The organism is Enterobacter sp. A103 (assembly GCF_034427535.1).
GTDB lineage: Bacteria > Pseudomonadota > Gammaproteobacteria > Enterobacterales > Enterobacteriaceae > Enterobacter > Enterobacter asburiae_B.
The window spans coordinates 28,622-49,730 of sequence record NZ_JAXQPQ010000005.1 but is presented as its reverse complement, the minus strand read 5'-3'; the positions used below and the strand labels follow the sequence as shown (position 1 = coordinate 49,730).

General features: G+C 56.1%; 18 protein-coding genes. 7 read left to right on the top strand and 11 right to left on the bottom strand.

All coding sequences use genetic code 11. From position 1 onward, the window contains the following. Positions 1-163: 163 nt before the first annotated feature. Positions 164-1,288, bottom strand: a complete 1,125-nt coding sequence (gene zapE / locus SPH27_RS14900; RefSeq protein ID WP_181593943.1) for a cell division protein ZapE — start codon at positions 1,286-1,288, stop codon at positions 164-166. Between the two features lie 189 nt (positions 1,289-1,477). Here zapE and zapG point away from each other — a divergent pair, with 189 nt between their 5' ends. The 3 genes from zapG to degS all read left to right on the top strand — a co-directional run bounded on the left by zapG (position 1,478) and on the right by degS (position 4,573). Then, on the top strand, positions 1,478-1,876 hold the full coding sequence (zapG, locus tag SPH27_RS14895; RefSeq protein ID WP_008502832.1) for a Z-ring associated protein ZapG: 399 nt from the start codon (positions 1,478-1,480) through the stop codon (positions 1,874-1,876). A gap of 170 nt (positions 1,877-2,046) precedes the next feature. Next, entirely contained in the window at positions 2,047-3,414 is a 1,368-nt protein-coding gene (degQ, locus tag SPH27_RS14890; RefSeq protein WP_182071504.1) for a serine endoprotease DegQ, read from the top strand. A gap of 91 nt (positions 3,415-3,505) precedes the next feature. Continuing rightward, the gene (degS, locus tag SPH27_RS14885) at positions 3,506-4,573 is read left to right on the top strand and encodes an outer membrane-stress sensor serine endopeptidase DegS (RefSeq protein ID WP_023309386.1); all 1,068 of its coding nucleotides are present in this window, start codon (positions 3,506-3,508) and stop codon (positions 4,571-4,573) included. A gap of 57 nt (positions 4,574-4,630) precedes the next feature. On the opposite strand, the gene mdh is transcribed toward degS, so the two are convergent. Beyond that, positions 4,631-5,569, bottom strand: a complete 939-nt coding sequence (mdh, locus tag SPH27_RS14880) for a malate dehydrogenase (protein ID WP_023309387.1) — start codon at positions 5,567-5,569, stop codon at positions 4,631-4,633. A gap of 397 nt (positions 5,570-5,966) precedes the next feature. Between mdh and argR the strand changes: the two genes are divergently transcribed. From argR to yhcN (SPH27_RS14865), 3 genes are all read left to right on the top strand, one after another. Continuing rightward, positions 5,967-6,437, top strand: coding sequence for a transcriptional regulator ArgR (gene argR / locus SPH27_RS14875; RefSeq protein WP_023309388.1), 471 nt, complete (start codon positions 5,967-5,969; stop codon positions 6,435-6,437). A 375-nt stretch (positions 6,438-6,812) separates the two neighbouring features. Then, positions 6,813-7,076 carry a peroxide/acid stress response protein YhcN gene (gene yhcN, locus SPH27_RS14870; protein ID WP_023309389.1) on the top strand — a complete coding sequence of 88 codons (264 nt, stop codon included), beginning with the start codon at positions 6,813-6,815 and terminating at the stop codon, positions 7,074-7,076. A 110-nt stretch (positions 7,077-7,186) separates the two neighbouring features. Then, entirely contained in the window at positions 7,187-7,453 is a 267-nt protein-coding gene (gene yhcN, locus SPH27_RS14865; RefSeq protein ID WP_182071503.1) for a peroxide/acid stress response protein YhcN, read from the top strand. 61 nt (positions 7,454-7,514) lie between these two features. Here yhcN (SPH27_RS14865) and SPH27_RS14860 read toward each other — a convergent pair whose 3' ends face one another. The 5 genes from SPH27_RS14860 to aaeX all read right to left on the bottom strand — a co-directional run bounded on the left by SPH27_RS14860 (position 7,515) and on the right by aaeX (position 12,494). Beyond that, a complete protein-coding gene (locus SPH27_RS14860; protein WP_023309391.1) occupies positions 7,515-7,787 on the bottom strand; it encodes a barstar family protein in 273 nt (90 codons plus the stop codon). Positions 7,788-7,832: 45 nt separating this feature from the next. Then, positions 7,833-9,287, bottom strand: coding sequence for an NAD-dependent succinate-semialdehyde dehydrogenase (locus tag SPH27_RS14855; RefSeq protein WP_182071502.1), 1,455 nt, complete (start codon positions 9,285-9,287; stop codon positions 7,833-7,835). Between the two features lie 90 nt (positions 9,288-9,377). After that, entirely contained in the window at positions 9,378-11,345 is a 1,968-nt protein-coding gene (aaeB, locus tag SPH27_RS14850; protein WP_112778135.1) for a p-hydroxybenzoic acid efflux pump subunit AaeB, read from the bottom strand. A gap of 5 nt (positions 11,346-11,350) precedes the next feature. Further along, a complete protein-coding gene (gene aaeA / locus SPH27_RS14845) occupies positions 11,351-12,283 on the bottom strand; it encodes a p-hydroxybenzoic acid efflux pump subunit AaeA (RefSeq protein WP_023309394.1) in 933 nt (310 codons plus the stop codon). 7 nt (positions 12,284-12,290) lie between these two features. Continuing rightward, positions 12,291-12,494, bottom strand: a complete 204-nt coding sequence (aaeX, locus tag SPH27_RS14840) for a p-hydroxybenzoic acid efflux pump operon protein AaeX (RefSeq protein ID WP_003860416.1) — start codon at positions 12,492-12,494, stop codon at positions 12,291-12,293. A 179-nt stretch (positions 12,495-12,673) separates the two neighbouring features. On the opposite strand from aaeX, the gene aaeR reads away from it, so the two are divergent. After that, positions 12,674-13,600, top strand: coding sequence for an HTH-type transcriptional activator AaeR (gene aaeR, locus SPH27_RS14835; RefSeq protein ID WP_182071501.1), 927 nt, complete (start codon positions 12,674-12,676; stop codon positions 13,598-13,600). Positions 13,601-13,676: 76 nt separating this feature from the next. Here aaeR and tldD read toward each other — a convergent pair whose 3' ends face one another. From tldD to SPH27_RS14815, 4 genes are all read right to left on the bottom strand, one after another. Beyond that, positions 13,677-15,122, bottom strand: a complete 1,446-nt coding sequence (tldD, locus tag SPH27_RS14830) for a metalloprotease TldD (RefSeq protein ID WP_029740073.1) — start codon at positions 15,120-15,122, stop codon at positions 13,677-13,679. 84 nt (positions 15,123-15,206) lie between these two features. Continuing rightward, on the bottom strand, positions 15,207-19,010 hold the full coding sequence (gene yhdP / locus SPH27_RS14825) for an AsmA2 domain-containing protein YhdP (protein ID WP_182071500.1): 3,804 nt from the start codon (positions 19,008-19,010) through the stop codon (positions 15,207-15,209). A gap of 42 nt (positions 19,011-19,052) precedes the next feature. Beyond that, the gene (gene rng, locus SPH27_RS14820) at positions 19,053-20,522 is read right to left on the bottom strand and encodes a ribonuclease G (RefSeq protein ID WP_322435701.1); all 1,470 of its coding nucleotides are present in this window, start codon (positions 20,520-20,522) and stop codon (positions 19,053-19,055) included. Then, entirely contained in the window at positions 20,512-21,105 is a 594-nt protein-coding gene (locus SPH27_RS14815) for a Maf family protein (RefSeq protein ID WP_023309398.1), read from the bottom strand. Before SPH27_RS14815 ends, rng begins: the two co-directional genes overlap by 11 nt. Between the last annotated feature and the right edge of the window lie 4 nt (positions 21,106-21,109).

Genomic DNA, 21,109 nt, shown 5'->3' with positions numbered 1-21,109 from the left:
TTTTGGGAAAAAAACCTTCTCGTAACGTGGGGTCGCAAGATTATAGAGAAGTTGAGGTCAAAGATCGACCCTTAAATGCGTTTTGGAATGGGTTTTTCGGGGGTGAGTGATGTGCGGTCTGGTGCCCTCACCCCCAGCCCCTCTCCACGGGAGAGGGTGGCATTTATGGCATATGCTCCAGCTTCAGGTATTCCTCGCTTTGCATCTCCTGCAGGCGCGACAGGCAGCGCTGGAACTCAAACTTCAGCCGCTCGCCCTGGTAAATCTCATATAAAGGTACCTCGGCGCTGACCACCAGCTTGACGTGGCGCTCATAAAACTCGTCCACCAGCGCAATAAAGCGCCGTGCTTCGCTCTCCATCAGCCGCGTCATCACCGGCACGTCCAGCACCATCACGGTGTGGAACAGACGCGAAAGCGCAATGTAGTCGTGCTGGCTGCGGGCATCCACGCAGAGCGTCGTAAAGGAGACCGCCAGCGTTTGGTTTTCGACGCCGAGTGTGGGCAGCGGGCGATGGTTAATCTCGAGTTCCGGGGCGTGCTCGCGTTTTGCTCCCGCCAGCGCCAGCCAGAGTGTATCCATCTCGCGGGTGGTATCGGCATTTAACGGCGAAAGCCACAGGTGAGCCTGGGTCAATGTGCGCAGACGATAATCAACACCGGCATCGACGTTCATGATGTCGCAGTGCTGCTTGATGGCATCGATGGCGGGCAGGAAGCGTGCCCGCTGCAGGCCGTTACGATAGAGCTCATCCGGCGGGATATTCGACGTGGCCACCAGCGTGATCCCGCGGGCAAATAGCGCTTTCATCAGGCCGCCTAGCAGCATGGCATCGGTGATGTCAGACACAAAAAATTCATCGAAGCAGAGCACGTCCGTTTCCGCCTTGAACCTGTCGGCCACAATCTCCAGCGGATCGCTTTTGCCCTGCAGTGCGGTCAGCTCTTCATGCACCCGCAGCATAAAACGATGGAAGTGCAGACGCTGCTTACGTGCGCCAGGCAGGCTCATATAAAACAGGTCCATCAGCCAGGTTTTTCCGCGACCAACCCCGCCCCACATATATAAACCGCGCACCGGCGCGTGAGCCTGTGGCGCTTTTTTACCGAGCAACCGCCCAAATGCCGCCTTTAGCCCACCGTTCTGTTCGACTTCAGCGGGTTTTGCCGTGAGCTCCTGGTAAATCATCTCCAGGCGGTTTACCGCCTCACGTTGAACGTCATCAGGCTGATGAGTGCCCTCGTTAAGGGCCAGTTGATATCGCGATGCAGGGGACAGGTTTTGCATAATCTTATTGTTATTCCTTCAATTAACGCTCACCAGCAGACGTGACTGATGAAAAAAAGGCCGTTCTACACTACGCGATGATACGTCAGGATTCCACTTCTGCAGAAATAGCGGTTATAGTGGCATTATCAGGCACAGGCAGGAGCCGAGCCAACACCCTACGGAACAACAAGACAACGGGAGAAGTTCATGACCTGGGAATATGCGCTAATCGGTTTAGTCGTCGGCATCGTCATTGGTGCTGTGGCCATGCGTTTCGGTAATCGCAAATTGCGTCAGCAGCAGTCACTGCAGTACGAACTGGAAAAGAACAAAGCCGAGCTGGAAGAGTATCGCGAAGAGCTGGTCAGCCATTTTGCCCGTAGCGCCGAGCTGCTGGACAACATGGCAACCGACTATCGTCAGCTGTACCAACATATGGCAAAAAGCTCCAGCAGCCTGCTGCCGGAAATGACCGCGGAAACCAACCCGTTCCGCAACCGTCTGGCTGACTCTGAAGCCGGTAACGATCAGGCGCCCGTTCAGATGCCTCGCGACTATTCCGATGGCGCGTCCGGCCTGCTGCGCGGCGGTGTAAAACGCGATTAATCGCACAACCTGAATATATTTTACGGGCGCAGCGATTGCGCCCGTCCTTTCCTGATGACCCCAGCTATCATTTAGTTAAACACCTCATTGTTCAGCGGTTTAAAATTCAATAACATCAACGTGTTTTAGGGCCGTTTTTCCTTTATTCCAGGTTACGAGAGTCAACATCGATGAAGAAAAAAAACCAGCTGTTGAGCGCTATCGCGTTAAGTGTCGGGTTATCTCTCTCGGCGTCCGTCCCTGTATTTGCCGCCATTCCCTCCCAGGTGCCTGGCCAGGCGGCCATTCCAAGCCTCGCGCCTATGCTGGAAAAAGTGTTGCCGGCGGTCGTCAGCGTTCAGGTTGAGGGCACCGCAGTACAAAGCCAACGCGTCCCTGAAGAACTGAAAAAATATTTTGGCGATCAGTCTCCCGACCAGCAGGCTCAGCCTTTTGAAGGCCTGGGTTCTGGCGTCATTATTGATGCGGCAAAAGGCTATATCCTGACCAACAACCATGTCATCAGCCAGGCCGATAAGATCAGCGTCCAGCTGAACGATGGCCGTGAATTTGATGCCAAACTGATCGGCGGCGATGACCAGAGCGACATCGCGCTGCTGCAGGTGCAAAATCCGAGCAACCTGACCCAGATTGCCATCGCGGATTCCGACAAACTGCGCGTCGGCGATTTTGCCGTCGCCGTAGGCAACCCCTTTGGCTTAGGTCAGACCGCCACCTCCGGGATCGTCTCGGCGCTCGGGCGCAGCGGCCTCAATCTGGAAGGGCTGGAAAACTTTATCCAGACCGATGCCTCAATCAACCGTGGTAACTCCGGCGGAGCATTGCTCAACCTTAACGGCGAGCTGATTGGGATTAACACGGCGATTCTGGCCCCGGGCGGCGGCAGCATCGGGATCGGTTTTGCTATCCCCAGCAATATGGCCAAAACCCTGGCGCAGCAGCTGATCCAGTTCGGTGAAATCAAACGCGGGCTGCTGGGTATTAAAGGTATGGAGATGAGCGCGGATATCGCAAAAGCGTTCAATATCAACGTACAGCGCGGGGCGTTTGTCAGTGAAGTGCTGCCAAACTCCGGCTCGGCAAAAGCGGGCGTGAAATCGGGAGATGTGATCGTCAGCCTGAACGACAAACCGCTGAATAGCTTTGCAGAACTGCGTTCGCGGATTGCCACAACGGAACCAGGCGCCAAAGTGAAGCTGGGCCTGATACGTGACGGTAAGCCGCTTGACGTTGAAGTGACGCTGGATAAGAGCACCTCTTCCTCGGCCAGCGCGGAGCTTATCGCCCCGGCGCTACAGGGGGCTACGTTGAGCGACGGGCAGCTGAAGGACGGTACGAAAGGTATTAGCATCGACACCGTCGAGAAGAGCAGCCCTGCCGCACAGGCCGGATTGCATCAGGATGACGTGATTATCGGTGTAAACCGCAACCGCGTGCAGTCTATTGCCGAACTGCGCAAGGTGCTGGAAAGCAAACCAGCGGTTATTGCCCTGCAGGTCATGCGTGGCAATGAGTCCATCTATATTCTGTTGCGCTAAGCATTTGCGACCCGGACATCACCGCTGCGTGTGATGTCCGGATAACTCATGTTATGCTGCAAATCGTTCCTTTTTTAACGACACGCGCATCATGCTTTTAAAGCTCTTACGTTCTACTGTCATCGGTTTGATTGTCGCTGGCCTGCTGCTGCTGGCGCTGCCGTCTTTACGTCAGTTCAATAAACTGTCGGCTCCCCAGTTCGATAGCACGGATGAAACGCCGGCCACCTATAACCAGGCCGTCCGCCGTGCCGCACCTGCCGTGGTTAACGTCTATAACCGTGGTCTGAATACCTCAGCCCATAACCAGCTGGAGATCCGTACCCTCGGCTCCGGCGTGATCATGGACGAGCGCGGCTACATTATTACCAACAAGCACGTGATTAACGATGCCGACCAGATCATCGTCGCCCTGCAGGATGGCCGCGTGTTTGAGGCGTTACTCGTTGGCTCTGACAGTCTGACCGACCTGGCCGTTCTGAAAATTAATGCCACGGGCGGTTTGCCGGTCATCCCGATCAACCGTAAACGTACCCCGCATATTGGTGACGTCGTATTGGCTATCGGTAACCCTTACAACCTGGGCCAGACCATCACCCAGGGGATTATCAGCGCGACCGGTCGTATCGGTTTGAACCCCTCCGGGCGGCAGAACTTCCTGCAAACCGATGCCTCCATCAACCACGGTAACTCCGGCGGGGCGCTGGTCAACTCGCTGGGCGAGCTGATGGGTATAAATACCCTCTCGTTCGATAAAAGTAACGACGGTGAGACGCCGGAAGGAATCGGCTTTGCCATTCCGTTCCAGCTGGCGACCAAAATTATGGATAAACTGATCCGCGACGGACGCGTGATCCGCGGCTATATCGGTATCGGCGGGCGCGAAATTGCGCCGATGCATACCCAGGGCGGCGGTATCGATCAGATTCAGGGCATCGTGGTTAACGAGGTGGCACCGGGTGGTCCGGCGGCTAACGCGGGAATTCAGGTAAACGATGTCATTGTGTCGGTCAACGGCACGCCAGCGGTCTCTGCGCTGGAGACGATGGATCAGGTTGCAGAAATTCGCCCGGGTTCTATCATCCCTGTTGAGGTCATGCGCAACGATAAGAAACTGACGCTGCACGTGACGATTCAGGAATACCCGGCCACTAACTGACAGGCATAAAAAAACGGAGCGATAAGCTCCGTTTTTTTTACCGGGAGACGGTTCGTTTTACTTGTTAACGAACTCTTCGCCCAGGGTGATATCTTTCTTCAGCGTATCCAGCATGCCTTCCATCGCGTGTTGTTCAAACGCGCTCAGCGTACCAATGGATTTACGCTCTTCGATACCGTTTTTACCCAGCAGCAGCGGCTGAGAGAAGAAGCGAGCGTGTTCGCCATCGCCTTCAACGTAAGCGCATTCAACAACGCCTTTCTCGCCCTGCAGAGCGCGAACCAGTGACAGACCAAAACGCGCAGCCGCCTGGCCCATAGACAGGGTTGCAGAACCGCCACCCGCCTTCGCTTCCACCACTTCGGTGCCCGCGTTCTGGATGCGTTTAGTCAGGTCAGCCACTTCCTGCTCGGTGAAGCTCACGCCTGGGATCTGCGACAGCAGAGGCAGGATGGTGACGCCAGAGTGACCGCCGATTACCGGTACTTCCACTTCTGTTGGCTGCTTGCCTTTCAGCTCAGCAACAAAGGTGTTGGAACGGATGATATCCAGCGTGGTTACGCCGAACAGTTTGTTTTTGTCGTAAACACCCGCTTTCTTCAGCACTTCTGCCGCGATAGCCACGGTGGTGTTCACCGGGTTAGTGATGATCCCGATGCATGCTTTCGGGCAGATTTCTGCAATCTGCTGCACCAGGTTTTTCACGATGCCCGCGTTGACGTTGAACAGGTCTGAACGATCCATGCCTGGCTTACGCGCCACGCCTGCAGAAATCAGCACCACGTCGGCACCCTGCAGCGCAGGACGTGCATCTTCACCGGAGAAGCCTTTGATTTTTACAGCAGTCGGGATGTGGCTCAGGTCAACCGCCACACCTGGGGTTACCGGAGCAATATCGTACAGGGAGAGTTCTGAGCCTGAAGGCAGTTGGGTTTTCAGTAGTAGGGCAAGCGCCTGGCCGATACCACCAGCAGCGCCGAGGACTGCGACTTTCATCCTAAACTCCTTATTATGGTTAACTTAAGTATCTGTAAATCCGTTGCGGCGACCATAATTCAGCAAGTAAATAATTACAATTTTCGTAGCTAAAGAATTTGAGGTCACGCGACTTTATCTCTCACCAGAAGACTATCTGACGACAGAGGGCAACGCATTAAGAGGTGGTTACAATACACCCTGCCCCGCCACCAAAACAACATCATTTTGATAACATTTAATTTACTTTTAAGCTTATTTGCGCGGCGTGACCCAGGCATGTTTTCTGATAACGAAATCTGATAAAATCACTCCCTTTCATAACATTATTTCAGCCTAGCGCTGAGTAGATAATTTGCATAAAAATTCATCCACATGCATAATAATGTTGTTTCTATCGTCATATTCCGGGTGACTTATGCGAAGCTCGTCTAAGCAAGAAGAATTAGTAAAGGCGTTTAAGGCGCTACTCAAAGAAGAGAAATTCAGTTCTCAGGGAGAAATTGTTCAGGCGCTGCAGGAACAAGGCTTCGATAACATCAACCAGTCGAAAGTCTCCCGCATGTTAACGAAATTTGGCGCGGTGCGTACGCGTAACGCCAAGATGGAGATGGTCTATTGCCTGCCGGCAGAACTTGGCGTGCCGACCACCTCCAGCCCGCTCAAAAACCTGGTTCTGGATATCGATCATAACGACGCCGTCGTGGTGATCCACACAAGCCCGGGTGCCGCGCAGCTCATTGCCCGCATGCTGGACTCGCTGGGTAAAACGGAAGGTATCCTCGGGACTATCGCCGGTGATGACACCATCTTTACCACACCGGCTAGCGGTTTCTCCGTGAAAGATCTCCACGAAGCCATTCTGGTACTGTTCGAACAGGAACTCTAATCCCCTCTCCCCGTAGCGCCGCTGCGGGGATCGTTCTGCTTCTGCTGCGTTTCCCCCTTTTTTCTACTGCCCTTCACTTTGACAAATAGTGCTTTTTACCACCTATTAACATTCATCTGGTGAATGCTAAATCAAAAAATCGCACAAAAAATCAAAAGCTGATATCCATATGATTTTATTAGATATAACCAACTAAAATGAACAAAAAACGCCCAATATTATGCGATTTGGTTATAAAAAACAGACTGGTTAACACGTAATAACAATAGAAACCATTAGTCTGGTATTAATTTTTACCGTTATTAGTGTATACTTGATTTTGTGATGAGGGTCACGAAACAAGACCCCACTAAAAAATTCGACGAGGTAAAAATCATGAAAATCAAATCAACTGTAGCGGCGCTCAGCGTCCTGTCCGTCCTGTCATTCGGTGCTTTCGCAGCTGACTCTATCAATGCTGACCAGGCGCAATCCCGTCAGGCCATCGGTACGGTTTCTGTCGGTGCGGTCGGTACATCGCCAATGGACATGCATGAGATGCTGAACAAAAAAGCGGAAGAACAGGGTGCGTCATCCTATCGCATCATCGAAGCGCGTTCCGGTGACCACTGGCACGCCACCGCTGAGCTGTACAAATAAGTTTTAGTAATAACTGAAGACGTAAATCTCCACTCAACGGCACCAGGCATAAAAATAGCGGTTCAACCCTTCTCGCCGTTGAGTAAAAACCCTATTCAGGAGTAAAGACTATGAAAACCAAATTGATCATCGCAACCCTCGGTCTGGCATCCGTTCTCTCTTTCGGCGCGAGCGCAACCGTACAGCAGGTAAATGCCGACCAGGCACAAAATCTACAGCGTATGGGCAGCGTCTCCGTAACGTCTGTCACCGGTTCACCGATGGATATTCGTCACGAACTTGCCGCCAAAGCTGAAAAAGCAGGCGCCAGCAGCTATCGCGTCACCGAACTGAATCAGGGTGACCACTGGCATGCAACGGCAGAACTGTATAAATAAACCCTCGTCGTATCTCATCATACGACTTGCCCCTGGCCTTATGGTCAGGGGCTTTTTTCATTCAATGCCGCGCGTTAAAGCGCAGCTGCCCTTCAAGCTCTTCTTCCGCTTCATCGAACAGCAAGATCAGCGCGCCAAAACGTCTTCGCAGCTTATCGGGCAAATGGATGAACTCAATTTCCAGCGGTAGCGGCAACTGACTGCCGGTGACCACGTCCCACAGCGTATCCAGATTCGTCACGCTTTCCCGTTCAAGATCAAACGCCCGGATAAATTCACGGTAGAAGTCTTCCTGACTGTCGATCTCGTCAAAATCAAACGTATAGGTTTTCATTGCCAGCCACCCAGTCCAGGCGAGCGGCAGATGCCGCCCTGTCTATTATAATCCCCCAATATGCAGGGTTTTAACTTCCAGATACTCTTCCAGCCCCAGCACGGAGCCCTCTCGTCCAAGGCCTGACTCTTTTACGCCGCCAAAGGGCCCAAGCTCCGTGGAGACGGCGCACTCGTTGATGCCGATCATCCCGCTCTCGATGGCCTGTGAAACGCGGAAGACCCGTGAGAGATTCTGGGTGTAGAAGTAAGCCGCCAGCCCATAGGGCGTGTTGTTGGCGCGTTGGATGACTTCATCTTCCGAGGTGAAACGGAAGCACGCCGCCACCGGGCCAAACGTCTCTTCTTCTGCCAGCTTCATGCCTTCATGGCAGTCGCCCAGCACGGTTGGCATCCAGAAATTTCCGCCAAGCGGATGAGGCTTACCCCCAGCCAGTACGGTTGCGCCCCGGACAACGGCGTCGTCGACATGCTCACGCACCTTGTTGACCGCCGAAGGTTCAATCAGCGGCCCGACGACCACCCCCTCCTCAAGACCATTACCTACCTTCAGCGCATTCACCGCATCGGCGAGTTTATTCACAAATTTGTCGTAGACGGTTTCCTGAATATAAAAACGGTTCACGCTGACGCAGACCTGCCCGGCATTGCGGAACTTGTTGGCGATCGCGCCCTTAACCGCTGCGTCGATGTCCGCATCCTCAAAAACGATATACGGGGCATTTCCCCCCAGCTCCATCGAGACTTTTTTCATGGTTTCTGCGGCGTTACGCACCAGCGTTTTGCCGACGGAGGTTGAGCCGGTAAAGGAGATTTTACGCACGTCGCGGCTTGCCATGATCGCATCGCTGATTTCATGCGTATTCCCGGCGACGGCGTTGAGAACACCGTCGGGCACACCGGCCTGTTTCGCCAGCGTAAGCAGCGCAAACGCGCTGAGCGGCGTGTTGTTGGCCGGTTTAATGACCCCGGTGCATCCTGCTGCCAGCGCCGGGCCTAACTTGCGGGTGAGCATGGCCATCGGGAAGTTCCACGGCGTAATCGCCGCGACCACGCCAATAGGTTCACGGGTCGCCAGAATGCGTGAGCCGGGTTTTATCGGCGGAATAATTTCACCGTTCGCGCGCTTGGCCTCTTCGGCAAACCACTGGATAAAGCTGGCGGCGTACTCGACTTCTCCCTCCGCTTCTTTCAGGGGTTTGCCCTGTTCTGTGGTCATCAACCGCCCGAGCCAGCTTTTATTCTCAATAATCAGTTCGTACCAGCGGTAGAGAATCGCCGAGCGTTCTTTCGCGGTTTTGGCACGCCATGCCGGGAAGGCCTGGGTAGCCGCTGCAATAGCGTCTTCGGTTTGCGCTTTACCCGCTTTTGCGACTTTAGCAATGACCTCGCCGGTCGCGGGATTCAGCACATCAAAGGTTGTATCCAGCGTTTTCCAGATTCCGTTGACCAGATAACCGGTCTGAAAAAGGATGTGGTCCTGAAGCGCCTGGGTCGTCATGTGTTCTCCCTTTCTGAAATGTAAGAACGTGCTGGAATAAGTATAGCCACAAAAAAACCGACGCTTTTGGCGTCGGTTTTTTTACTTCAGTCAGTTATCCGTGAGGGCATTCTGGTAGCGATGCAGCATAAACACCAGCCGTCCTACCGGCTCGGTCACCTGAGGCGGCGCCTCCCAGTGCTTGAGCTTTTCCTGATAGGTATCGAGCTCTTCAAGCAGCTGCGTAAAGTAGCGACGCCGTTTGTCATCGCTGCTGGCAGAAAGCACGTGATCGGCGGTACGACGCAGCTGGCGGTGGTATGCCGACAAATCATCGTTGATCGGCACGGGCGCGTTACGCAAACGCTGGTGCGCAATGATCATGGTTAACGCCAGGCGGAACTTCGCGATATCGCCCGGGAACTTGTTCAGCAGCAAAAACAGCTGCTGGTAGAGCGCGGGCAGGTGGTTCTCTTTACGGCGCGCGGTATTGGTTGTCAAAGACGACACGGCAGCCGACACGAACTGGTTCAGCAGCACGCGGCCCGTTCTTGCCTGCGAGTTATCCCGCACCAGCAGTATCACCATCATGGCCAGGAAGCAGCCCACCAGCTGGCCTAACGCGCTGTCGAGGAACTGGCTGAAATGGAAGGTCATCGGGTTATCGAGCACGATGATGTTAATCGTACTCGCCAGCGCCCCCAGCGATCCCAGACGCCGCTTTTGCACTTCAATGCCGATAAAGAACGCCATTACCGCCAGGCTAATACAGAGCAGCAGCATGCTCTGTTGCGTCGACGGGATGATGACCAGGAAATAGAGCGCGCCTATCGGCAACGCGGCAATCGTGCCGTAAAGGAAATCAATGGCGACCATACGCGGGTTAGGCAGACGCATCGCCAGTGCGGTCACAACGGCAATCATCACCATCGCGCCGCTGCCGGACGTCCAGCCCGTCCACAGCCAGAACAGCGTGCCGAGCATGCAGGCAAGCGTCGTACGCCAGAAATTGACCATGGCGTGATGGCGCTCGGCGGATTCCGCCTTGATCACCACTTCACCCTGCAACACCTCTTCTTCCGCCGCGCTGATTTTGGTGTTACCGATCACGCCGCGCTTCAGAAGCAGATAGCGCGTCGCGGCGCCGACCCAGGTGTAGATGGTTACCGGCGTGTCGCGCTCCCCGGTCCAGGCAATCACCCGGCGCATGCGCTTAAGCTGCTTATGCACGTCCTGTACGGTTTCCACCGGCTCGGCAAACAGTTCGCGGAACGTATCGGTGACAACTTCCGGCCGGGTGTTCTGAATCAGATAGGTTTCACAGGCCTGGGTAATCAGCGTCAGAGAGACGGTGTTGAGGGCTTTCAGGCGACGATTCGCGCGGGCCCAGCGCGACGACTCCATATTAAGGTTGCTGCGCATTCCTTCCAGCGCCTGCGTACGACGTACCAGCCCGCTCCAGGCTTTATCCACCTCTTCGCTGTCGCCATGCTTAATGCACAGCTGCATCAGCTGATACTGGGCAACAATCAGCGCGTCGAGCTCACGGTCGACTTCCTGCTTGATGGAGCGCGGGGAGAAAAGCAGGTCAGCGACGATCGCGCTGACAATACCAATCACAATCTCGCTGCAGCGCTCAACCGCAAACTGCGGGGCGAGCAGCGGTTCACTTTGGATAGTGATGACAATAATCAGCGCGGTATAGCCCGCCAGTCCCCAGGCGTAGGAGTTCTCCACTTTCACCAGAGACGAGAGCCAGGTGCAGAAACCCGCCCAGATACAGCACACCATCAGCATCAGCAGCGGGGTGCGGATCATCAAAATAATAATGGTCAGCGCCGCGAAACAGCCGATAAACGTCCCGATGATACGCAGCATCCCGCGATAGCGGATCGCGCCAGAATAGGGCTCACCGCCCGCGGCAAAGGCCGGGCCCGCTGCAACAATCGCAGCCGTCAGCACTGCCCAGCGAGGGGTTTCAAGCTGGAAGTGAAAGCCAACAAACAGCGCCAGCACGATGGCGCACGCCAGCTTCACGGCGAAGCGAATGTGCTGGCTGGCGATGGAAAAGATACCCATGGCGATTAACCAAACTCGCGAAGGCGGTGGGCAATTTTACGGAAGAACGAGTCCTGGCTGGCATCCCGGTCCTTTTCACCGGTGATCACCACCGTCGCCGTGGTACCCGCAGGCCACAGATTTCCCTGCTGTTCATCCAGATGAATACGTACCGGCACGCGCTGGGCCAGACGCACCCACTCCAGGTTGGAATCGACCGTCGCCATCCCTTTGGCATCGTTAGAGCTGCTGGAGTTAGTCACCCCTGCGGCAACGCTGTCGACGGTGCCTTTAAAGACGCGGTTGCTGCCGAGCGGCGTAATTTCAGCCCGATAACCCGGGCGCACGCCTTCCAGCTTGGTCTCTTCCATATAGGCGAGCACGTAGAAGGAGTTCTGTTTAACCAGCGCCACGGCGGTAGAGCCACGGGTAATGAATTCCCCGGCATAGACGTTGAGGTTGGTCACCCAGCCATCGGATGGCGCGCGGATCACGGTGCGCTCGAGATCGAGCTTCGCCAGATCGCGCGTTGCCTGCGCTTTCGCCAGCTGGTGCAGCACGGTTTGCAGCACGTTGTTGGACTGGTCAATCTCTTCGCGGGACATTGCCTGAACGCCCAGCTGATTACGACGGCCTGCCTCGCGGCGTTTCTCCGCAGCCAGCGCCTGGTAATAGGCCACGTCCGCTTCCGCCTCTTCCAGCGCTTTCTGGTAACGAGGCTGGTCGATGGTGAACAGGACCTGATCTTTTTTCACCAGCTGGTTATCGTGGACGTTGACCGCCGTGATAAGGCCGGCCACGTCAGGGGCTATTGCCACCACATCGGCGCTGAAGCGTGCATCACGCGTCCACGGTGATTCGGTGTAATAAACCCAGGCGCGGAAAATAGCGATGAAGGCGAGGATAACCAGCGCCATTGTGATGGCAGTGCGGGAGATTTTTCTTGTTAGCGTTTTCACATCAACCTCAGACAAACATGCGCGATATCAGGTAAAACAGGCAGCAATACAGCGCGGTATTGAACAATGCAGGGTGCCAGACGAAATCGTAGATCCCGGTAGGGACCAGCACCTTGCGCACCAGCCAGAAGATCGCCAGTGATAAAAGAAGCTCGAAAAATATCGGTGGGAACGACAGACCGAACACCACGATAACGGGAAACAGACTCATGTTGACCTTGATAAGAGAGAGTGCAGGCTTCAGAATTTTTTAGCGCACGCCACCGCAGGAGAGCAAGAAACGCCGGGCGAGAATGGCGCAGCCGTTATGTAATAAATAATATATTAACGTAACTGTTATGCTGTTACCTATAATATGTGATCTAAATCACTTTTAAGCCAGAGTGAACAATGGAACGTTTAAAACGCATGTCGGTCTTCGCCAAAGTGGTTGAGCTGGGCTCGTTTACCGCCGCTGCCCGCCAGCTTCAGATGAGCGTCTCATCCATCAGCCAGACGGTGTCCAAACTGGAAGATGAGCTTCAGGTCAAGCTGCTCAACCGCAGTACCCGCAGCATTGGGCTGACGGAAGCGGGTAAAATTTACTATCAGGGCTGTCGCCGCATGCTGCTTGAAGTGCAGGATGTTCACGAACAGCTCTATGCCTTCAACAACACCCCTATCGGCACGCTGCGCATCGGGTGTTCTTCAACTATGGCACAAAATGTTCTCGCTGCCATGACGGCGGATATGCTGAAAGAGTACCCCGGTCTTACGGTCAATCTGGTGACGGGTATCCCGGCGCCGGATCTGATTGCCGACGGGCTGGACGTGGTGATCCGCGTCGGCGCGTTGCAGGATTCCAGCCTGTTCTCGCGACGGCTGGGCAGCATGCCGATGGTCGTCTGCGCCTCGAAAAGCTATCTGGCGCAGTACGGCGTTCCGGAGAAACCCGCCGATCTCTCCAACCACTCGTGGCTGGAGTACAGCGTGCGGCCCGATAATGAATTTGAGCTGATCGCTCCGGAAGGGATCTCCACCAGGCTGCTGCCGGAAGGACGGTTTGTCACTAACGATCCGATGACGATTTCACGCTGGCTGGTGGCCGGCGCCGGGATCGCCTACGTGCCGTTAATGTGGGTGATCAACGAGATCAACAGCGGCGTGCTGGAGATCCTCTTCCCGCGCTATCAGTCCGATCCGCGTCCGGTGTACGCCCTGTATACCGAAAAAGACAAACTCCCGCTCAAGGTCCAGGTGTGTATTAACTATCTGACCGAGTATTTTGTGGACGTGGCGGAGCTGTTTCAGGGGATGCGGGGGAGAAGGAAAGAGTAGGTCTTTTCCAAAAGGACGAGGGAGAAAAGACAGCGTGGAGCAGTCCCCTCTCCCCTTTGGGGAGAGGGTCAGGAAATTACGCCGTGCCGCCCACCGTCAGGTTGTCCACCTTCAGCGTTGGCTGGCCCACGCCAACCGGCAGGCTCTGGCCCTCTTTACCGCAGACGCCCACGCCGTTATCCAGCTTCAGATCGTTACCGACCATAGAGATCTGCTGCATGGCTTCAATACCGGAGCCAATCAGCGTCGCCCCCTTCACCGCTTTGGTCACTTTGCCTTTCTCGATCAGATACGCTTCTGACGTGGAGAAAACAAACTTACCGGAGGTGATGTCCACCTGGCCGCCGCCAAAGTTTGGCGCAAAGATACCGTAATCAACGGATTCGATAATCTCCTGCGGCGTGGATTTGCCCGGCAGCATGTACGTGTTAGTCATGCGTGGCATCGGCAGGTGCGCGTAAGATTCACGGCGTCCGTTGCCCGTCGGCGCGACGCCCATCAGGCGCGCGTTGAGTTTGTCCTGCATGTAGCCTTTCAGCACGCCGTTTTCGATCAGCACATTGTACTGGCCTGGCGTACCTTCATCGTCGATAGCCACCGAGCCGCGACGATCGCGCATGGTGCCGTCATCCACCACGGTGCACAGCTCAGAGGAGACAAGCTGCCCGATCTGACCGCTGAACACGGACGTCCCGCGACGGTTAAAGTCGCCTTCCAGGCCGTGGCCTACGGCTTCGTGTAACAGCACGCCCGGCCAGCCGGCGCCCAGCACCACCGGGAATGAGCCCGCCGGCGCCGCGACGGCATTCAGATTCACCAGCGCCATGCGCACGGCTTCTTTCGCCCACGCGTCGGCGCGTGCTTCACCATCAACGTCGCCCAGGAACCAGTCATAGCCGAAACGACCGCCGCCGCCGCTTGAGCCGCGTTCGCGTTTGCCGTCGTCATCGACCTGCACGCTGATAGAGAGGCGCACCAGCGGGCGAACGTCTGCCGCAAGGGTACCGTCCGTTGCCGCAACCAGAATCAACTCATACACGCCGCTCAGGCTGGCTGAAACTTCCTGCACGCGTTTATCCGCCGCGCGGGCGACTTTGTCCACGCGACGCAGGATATCCAGCTTCTCTTCACGGCTCATGCTCTGCAGCGGATCGATGCTGGTATAAAGCGCTGAGTGCTGCACTTCGCCCAGGGTTTTCACGCGACCATCGCCGGTATCACGCACAATGGTACGTGCGGCCTGCGCGCTCTGCTCGAGTGCGGTGAGGCTAATCTGATCGGCATAGGCAAAACCGGTTTTCTCGCCGCTGACGGCACGGACGCCGACGCCCTGGTCAATGTTGTAGGAGCCATCTTTGATGATGCTGTCTTCTAAAACCCAGGATTCGTGATAGCTCGACTGGAAATAAAGGTCGCCGTAGTCGAGACGGCGTTCGGTCAGTTGACCAAGAATGGAGAACAGGTCCTGATGGCTCAGGCCGTTCGCTGCGAGCAAATGTTCACTTACCAGGTTCAGACTCATCGTATTGCTACTCGTTCGTTGCCGCCCGTGGCGGTATAAAGATCGTATTTATTGAGAGTGAGGCAATTACCTGCCCACGTCAAATCATTGCTGTGCATCTTTGCGCGGCTGGCGCAGCACCTCGTTAATCTGCGGTTTATCTACCGGACCGGTAATGCGGTAGCGCAGAATGGAGACCTTGCTCCACAGCGGCCCCAGCACTTTGCTGGCGGCAAACACCGCCGCACCGACAATCGGGTTCACCACAAAGGCCGCCGCCACGCCCACGCTCGCGGAAATTTCCGGCGCCACCACGGCTTCCATATCCAGCTCGCGACGCACGAGGTTAACGGAGCCTTTCATGGCGATATCCGCTTCCAGGCCATCCACCAGCGTGTCGTCCGTATGCAGAACGCCGTCCTTGATCCACGCCGTGCTGCGGATGGAATCGTAGTAGAAACCTTCGCTGAAGGTATCGCTGAAATCGAAGCGCAGCTTGCGCAGCAGCGCATCAAAACTCAGCAGGCGCAGGATCTGCCCGGCGCGCCCCGTGCTCACGTCGGCAATTTCACCTTTGCCGAAGCGGGTTTTCAGAATGCCGTTCAGCGAGGCCTCATCCGGCTTCCACGGGGCGTCACGCCAGTGAAGATCGTAATCGACGTCAAACGACGAGCCGCGCAGCGGCGTGCTGATTCCAAAGAAATTGGCTGCCGCATCCAGCTTGTTGCCTTTAATGTCGCCCTTCAGGGACGTTCGCTGCTCGCCCGGGTTGTTCACCCATTCCCCTGCGGCCGTCATGCGGCCAAAACCGGTATCAACCAGGCCGCCGGAGAGCGTAAGCGTGTTGGCCTGAATAGTGAAATCACCGTCAATACGGCCGTATTTCTGCCCCCACAGCCAGCACTCCGCGCAGCGCAGCTGGAGATCGGGCCAGCCGCTAAAATCGACGCGGGAGACATTACTCAGCGGCGAGGCTTCTGCCGGTTTATCTTTCCCGCTCGCGGCGCTTGCCGGGTTGTAGTAGAGGTAGCGGATCGCCGCCTGCCACGGCGCGTGATTGCGCATGGTCAGCGTGCCGTTGATCTCCCTTCCCTGGGCCTCCACCTTCGTGCCGTTAGCGCCAGGCTGTGAAACCAGGCTCAGGTTGTTCCACTGCTGCCCACCCAGCATCAGTGACGGCGTGCGTACGGTAATGGCTTGCGGGAACTGGGCGGTTTCATCAACGTTTTGCCCAACGCCTTTCTGGAACAGCGCCAGCCACTCTGCACCGTCCATCGGCGGGAGATTCAGCTCAATGCCCGACTGCTCCGGCAGAGGCGGCGTGGAGCGGCTATCCGTTGTCCAGATGGCTTTGTCGAGGGTGAGCTTGCGGTTAAGCAGCCAGCGGCTGTTGAAGTGGTTTGTCCCGCCCGCGCTTCCGGTCAACGCGAAGCTGTTCAGGTTGCCATCGACGTTCAGCTTTACCGGCAGCGGCTGTCCGGCCTGTTTATCCAGCGGCGCAGGCAGCTGGCTCTGAAGGTTTTTCAGATCGCCCGTGATGTCGACCTTATACTGAGCACCCGCGTGATATGGCAGGTCGATTGCCACTTTACCCTGCCAGGCGACTGCGCCCTGCACTGACGCCTCAATGGGTTTCGGCAGGACCTCCATGCGCGCTGGCTGCCAGTTACCGTCCAGATTGACGGCTACCTGATAAGCCTTTTCACCCTCGGTGGTCGTGAAGTCGATATTAACGGGCTGATTAAACCAGCTGGCCGTAAGCGGCTCGCTCTTCAGGTTTCCGTTGTCAAAGCTGAACTGCCCGCTGAGATTTTTCAGCGTGCTCTCAAGGGGTTTGATGAACAGGCTGTTGTTCTTAAGGCGGACGTCGCCTTTGGCGGTGGTCATCTCGCCGTCCAGCGGGATATCAAGATGTAAGCGAGCATTCACATCGCCATCAAGCTGTAGCTGCTGGAGCGTCGCCGCCAGCGAATCTTTCAGGGGCGTCTCCTCAAAGTACGGCCCCACCGCTTTGCCCGGGCCATTGATGTCGGCATCAATCAGCAGCTTCTCTTTGGAGTAATCCGGGATGTTGGCCGTCAGGTTGCTGGCCGTCACGCCGCCCAGCGCCACGCTGTCGGACTTCATCCATAGTCCGTCATTGAGGAAGTTGAGCTCGATATCCAGGTCTTTCAGCGCGGGCCAGCCGGGCTGGAACGCAAATGTCGCGTTATGCAGCGGCACCAGCACCTGGAACTGGCCTTCATTATGTTTGTACGGGAAAAGATGCGGGTTACCGCCGTACACCAGCGTGGCATTGTCCGCCTGACCGCCCTGAATCGCGCCGCTGAGATAGTCCACCAGGGCTTTTCCCATCAGGTTTTCCGGGAAGTAGCGCCAGGCCTGAGAGCCGTCATCGGTGCTGATCCCGGCCAGAATGCCCAGCCACGACTCGTCACCTACAGGCTGCAGATAGCGGAAATCGCCGCGCGCGTGCACCGCTTTGGCTTTCACATCGATATGGCGACCATCAAGCTGGAAGCCCTTGTCGTTACGGAGCCAGTTAAGCACCGCGCTGCCCTGTTCGATTTCCAGCGGCGCGCGGAAGACCGTCTCGTAAGGCATTTTGGCATCGTGCATATCAACCGTTAGCCTGCCGTTTTCCACGCTGCCTTCCAGCTTGCCGCTAAAGTGTTCCGCCCCCGGCAGCAGCTTCCACTGCTTCCAGGCAAGATCTTTCCATGTTGCCTGGAAGCGGGTTTTTTCCGTCGCCTGGAGCGGGATATCCAGCGCCAGAGCGTCTATTTTCCCGCTCGGCTGCGTTGCCAGCCAGATCTCGCCCAGATCCGGAGAGAGTTTTGCCGCCATCGAGCGCAAGCCTTCAATGGCAGCCAAATCGAGGTTGCTGGCGCGGATGCGCAGCTCGTCGCTGCGTTTACTGGCCGTGCCGCCGACGTCCTGCTCCGGCATCCAGGCCAGCGTCAGCGCACCGCGCGGCCACGGCTTGCCGTCCATGGTGATGCGCGTATCCGGAATGGCAAACTGCCAGCCCTCTTTTTCCTGGGTCACGTGCGCGGTGAGGTTATCGACGGAAAGCTGATGCTGCTGTTTTTCGCCTTTCCAGCTGGCGCCCCCCTGCTTGAGCCAGATATCGCCGCTGGCAAATTCACCTTTGGTCAGGGTCAGCCAGCCTTCAAGGCTGAAACGGGCAGTCTCCAGCTGCATATTTTGCTGGAGCCAGTCGCCCAGCCACGGCTTTACGTCCACATCGTCGGCCTGCAGCCAGACTTTGCCGTTGTTTAACAGACCGTCATCGTCCCGCAGATCCATGCGCACCTGCATCACGCCGTGCTGGCCGTTCAGGCTTGAGAGATTGACCTGCCCCTCGGCGCGGTGACGTTCTTTACCGTTGAGCCAGGTCAGCTGAGGGATCGCCAGTTCGGCGCGCTGGCCGGAAAGGGTAATGAAGCTCACTTCGCTGTCGCGGAGATCGAAATGATCGAACTGACGGAGGAAAAGATCGCTAAAGCGGTTGGCTTCAAGACCCTGACCGCTATCGCCACCGGACAGCGGCGTATTGGTCAGGAACTGGAGTTGATAAAAGGTGAGATCGCGAAACTGCCAGCGCAGATGAAGCAGGCTTTGCCAGACGTCCAGCGCCAGGGTTACGCGTTTGATTTTCAGGTGACCGCCATCTTTCAGGCTGGCGTTGATATCCCGGACATCGAGCGTCGGGCCAAAATTCTGCCAGTTAGCGCTAATCTGGCTTACGTTCACCGGCACGCCGGTGGTGGACTCAATTTTAGCCAGCAGCTGCGGACGCCAGCTGTCCAGATGCGGTAATACGAGGCGTAGCCCGCTCACGAGCAACGCGACAATCACGACCAGCGTTGCCCCTGTAAGCAATAAAATCCCCGGCAATCGCCTCACGCATCTCTCCTTGTCAGCTTTCGTCACGCAGCGTACTGCGTCTTACATCATCACGACGTCAAACTGCTCCTGGTTATAGAGCGGTTCAATTTGTACTTTTACCTGTTTGCCGACAAAGATTTCCACTTCCGCCAGCGCGTGCGACTCTTCGCCTTTCAGCGCTTCAGCCACCGCAGGGGAAGCATAGACCAGAAAACGATCGGAGTCGTAGGCATGATGGACACGAACGATTTCACGCATAATTTCGTAGCAGACGGTCTCAACCGTCTTTACCGTTCCGCGCCCATGGCAGGTTGGGCATTCATTACACAGCACATGCTCAACGCTCTCGCGGGTACGCTTACGCGTCATTTCCACCAGCCCCAGCTGCGAGAAGCCGTTAATGCTGGTTTTCACGCGATCTTTGCTCAGCACCTGCTCAAGCGAGTGCAGCACGCGACGACGATGGTCTTCATTACTCATATCGATGAAGTCGATGATGATAATGCCGCCCAGATTGCGCAGACGAAGCTGCCGCGCAATGGCCTGCGTGGCTTCGATGTTAGTGTTGAAGATGGTGTCATCCAGGTTGCGATGGCCGACGAACGCGCCGGTGTTGATATCGACGGTGGTCATCGCTTCGGTCTGATCGATGATCAGATAGCCGCCTGACTTCAGCTCAACCTTACGCTCCAGCGCGCGCTGGATCTCGTTTTCGACATCATAGAGATCGAAAATCGGCTGACGCCCTGAATAATGCTCCAGCAGGCCAGGCATCTCCGGGATGTACTCAGCGGTAAATTCCAGCAGCGCTTCATAGGTCAGGCGCGAGTCCACGCGGATGCGGTCGAGCTGGGCATCGGCAAAGTCGCGCAGAACGCGCTGAGCAAGGGCCAGCTCACCGTAGAGCTGGTAGCGGGTCTGGTTGCGTTTTTTACGCTCCATCACCTTGGTCCAGACGCGCTTCAGGTAAGCCGCATCCGACGCCAGGTCTTCTTCGCTGATCCCTTCCGCAGCGGTACGGATGATAAACCCGCCCTGTTCATCGCAGTAGGCGCTGACCACTTTCTTCAGACGCTCGCGCTCGGTTTCGCTCTCAATACGTTGCGAAACGCCCACGTGCGACGCGCCGGGCATAAAGACCAGATAGCGGGAAGGTAAGGTGATGTCGGTGGTCAGACGGGCGCCTTTGGTACCGAGGGGGTCTTTCACCACCTGCACCATCAGATCCTGTCCCTGACGCACCAGTTCAGAAATATCGCGCACGGCAAACTGCTTTTGCTCTTCGCCCGCGACGCACTCAGTGTGCGGCATGATATCGGAGGCATGTAAAAATGCCGCCTTATCCAGTCCAATATCTACAAAAGCCGCCTGCATACCCGGTAGTACACGACTGACACGACCTTTGTAGATATTGCCTACTATTCCGCGCCGCGCTTCACGCTCAATATGAATTTCCTGAAGAATGCCACCATCAATATAGGCCACACGGGTTTCCGATGGCGTTACGTTTACCAACAATTCAGCCGTCATAATTATCCCTTCCCTCACGCAGTGAGTTAAAATTGCTCAGCAACTCATACGTTTCCACCAGCGGTAAGCCGACTACGGCGTGATAGCTGCCATTAATCTTCCTGACAAAACAGCCACCCAGCCCCTGAATACCGTATGCACCTGCTTTATCCATTGGTTCACCGCTGGCAATATAAGCGGCGATGTCGTCGTCGGTAAGTACTCTGAACGTCACTTCGGTCACTACCAGGCAATCCAGCACGTGCTGGCGGTCAGCCAGGGCGACGGCCGTCATCACCTGATGCGTTTGTCCGGACATTTTGTGCAGCATGCGCGCCGCATGATCGGCGTCGCGCGGTTTCTCAAGCACTTCACCGTTCAGAATAACGATGGTATCTGCTCCCAGCACGGGAAGATCGCGTGGCACACTGGCCACGCCCGCCTGCGCTTTCTCGCGCGCCAGGCGAGACACGTACTGTTGAGCGCTTTCGCCCTCAGCACGTTTTTCTTCAATGCCGGTAACGATGCGTTCAAAAGAGACGCCTAGCTGCGTCAGGAGTTCCTGACGGCGCGGGGAGCCGGAAGCGAGATACAAAGACGTCATAGAA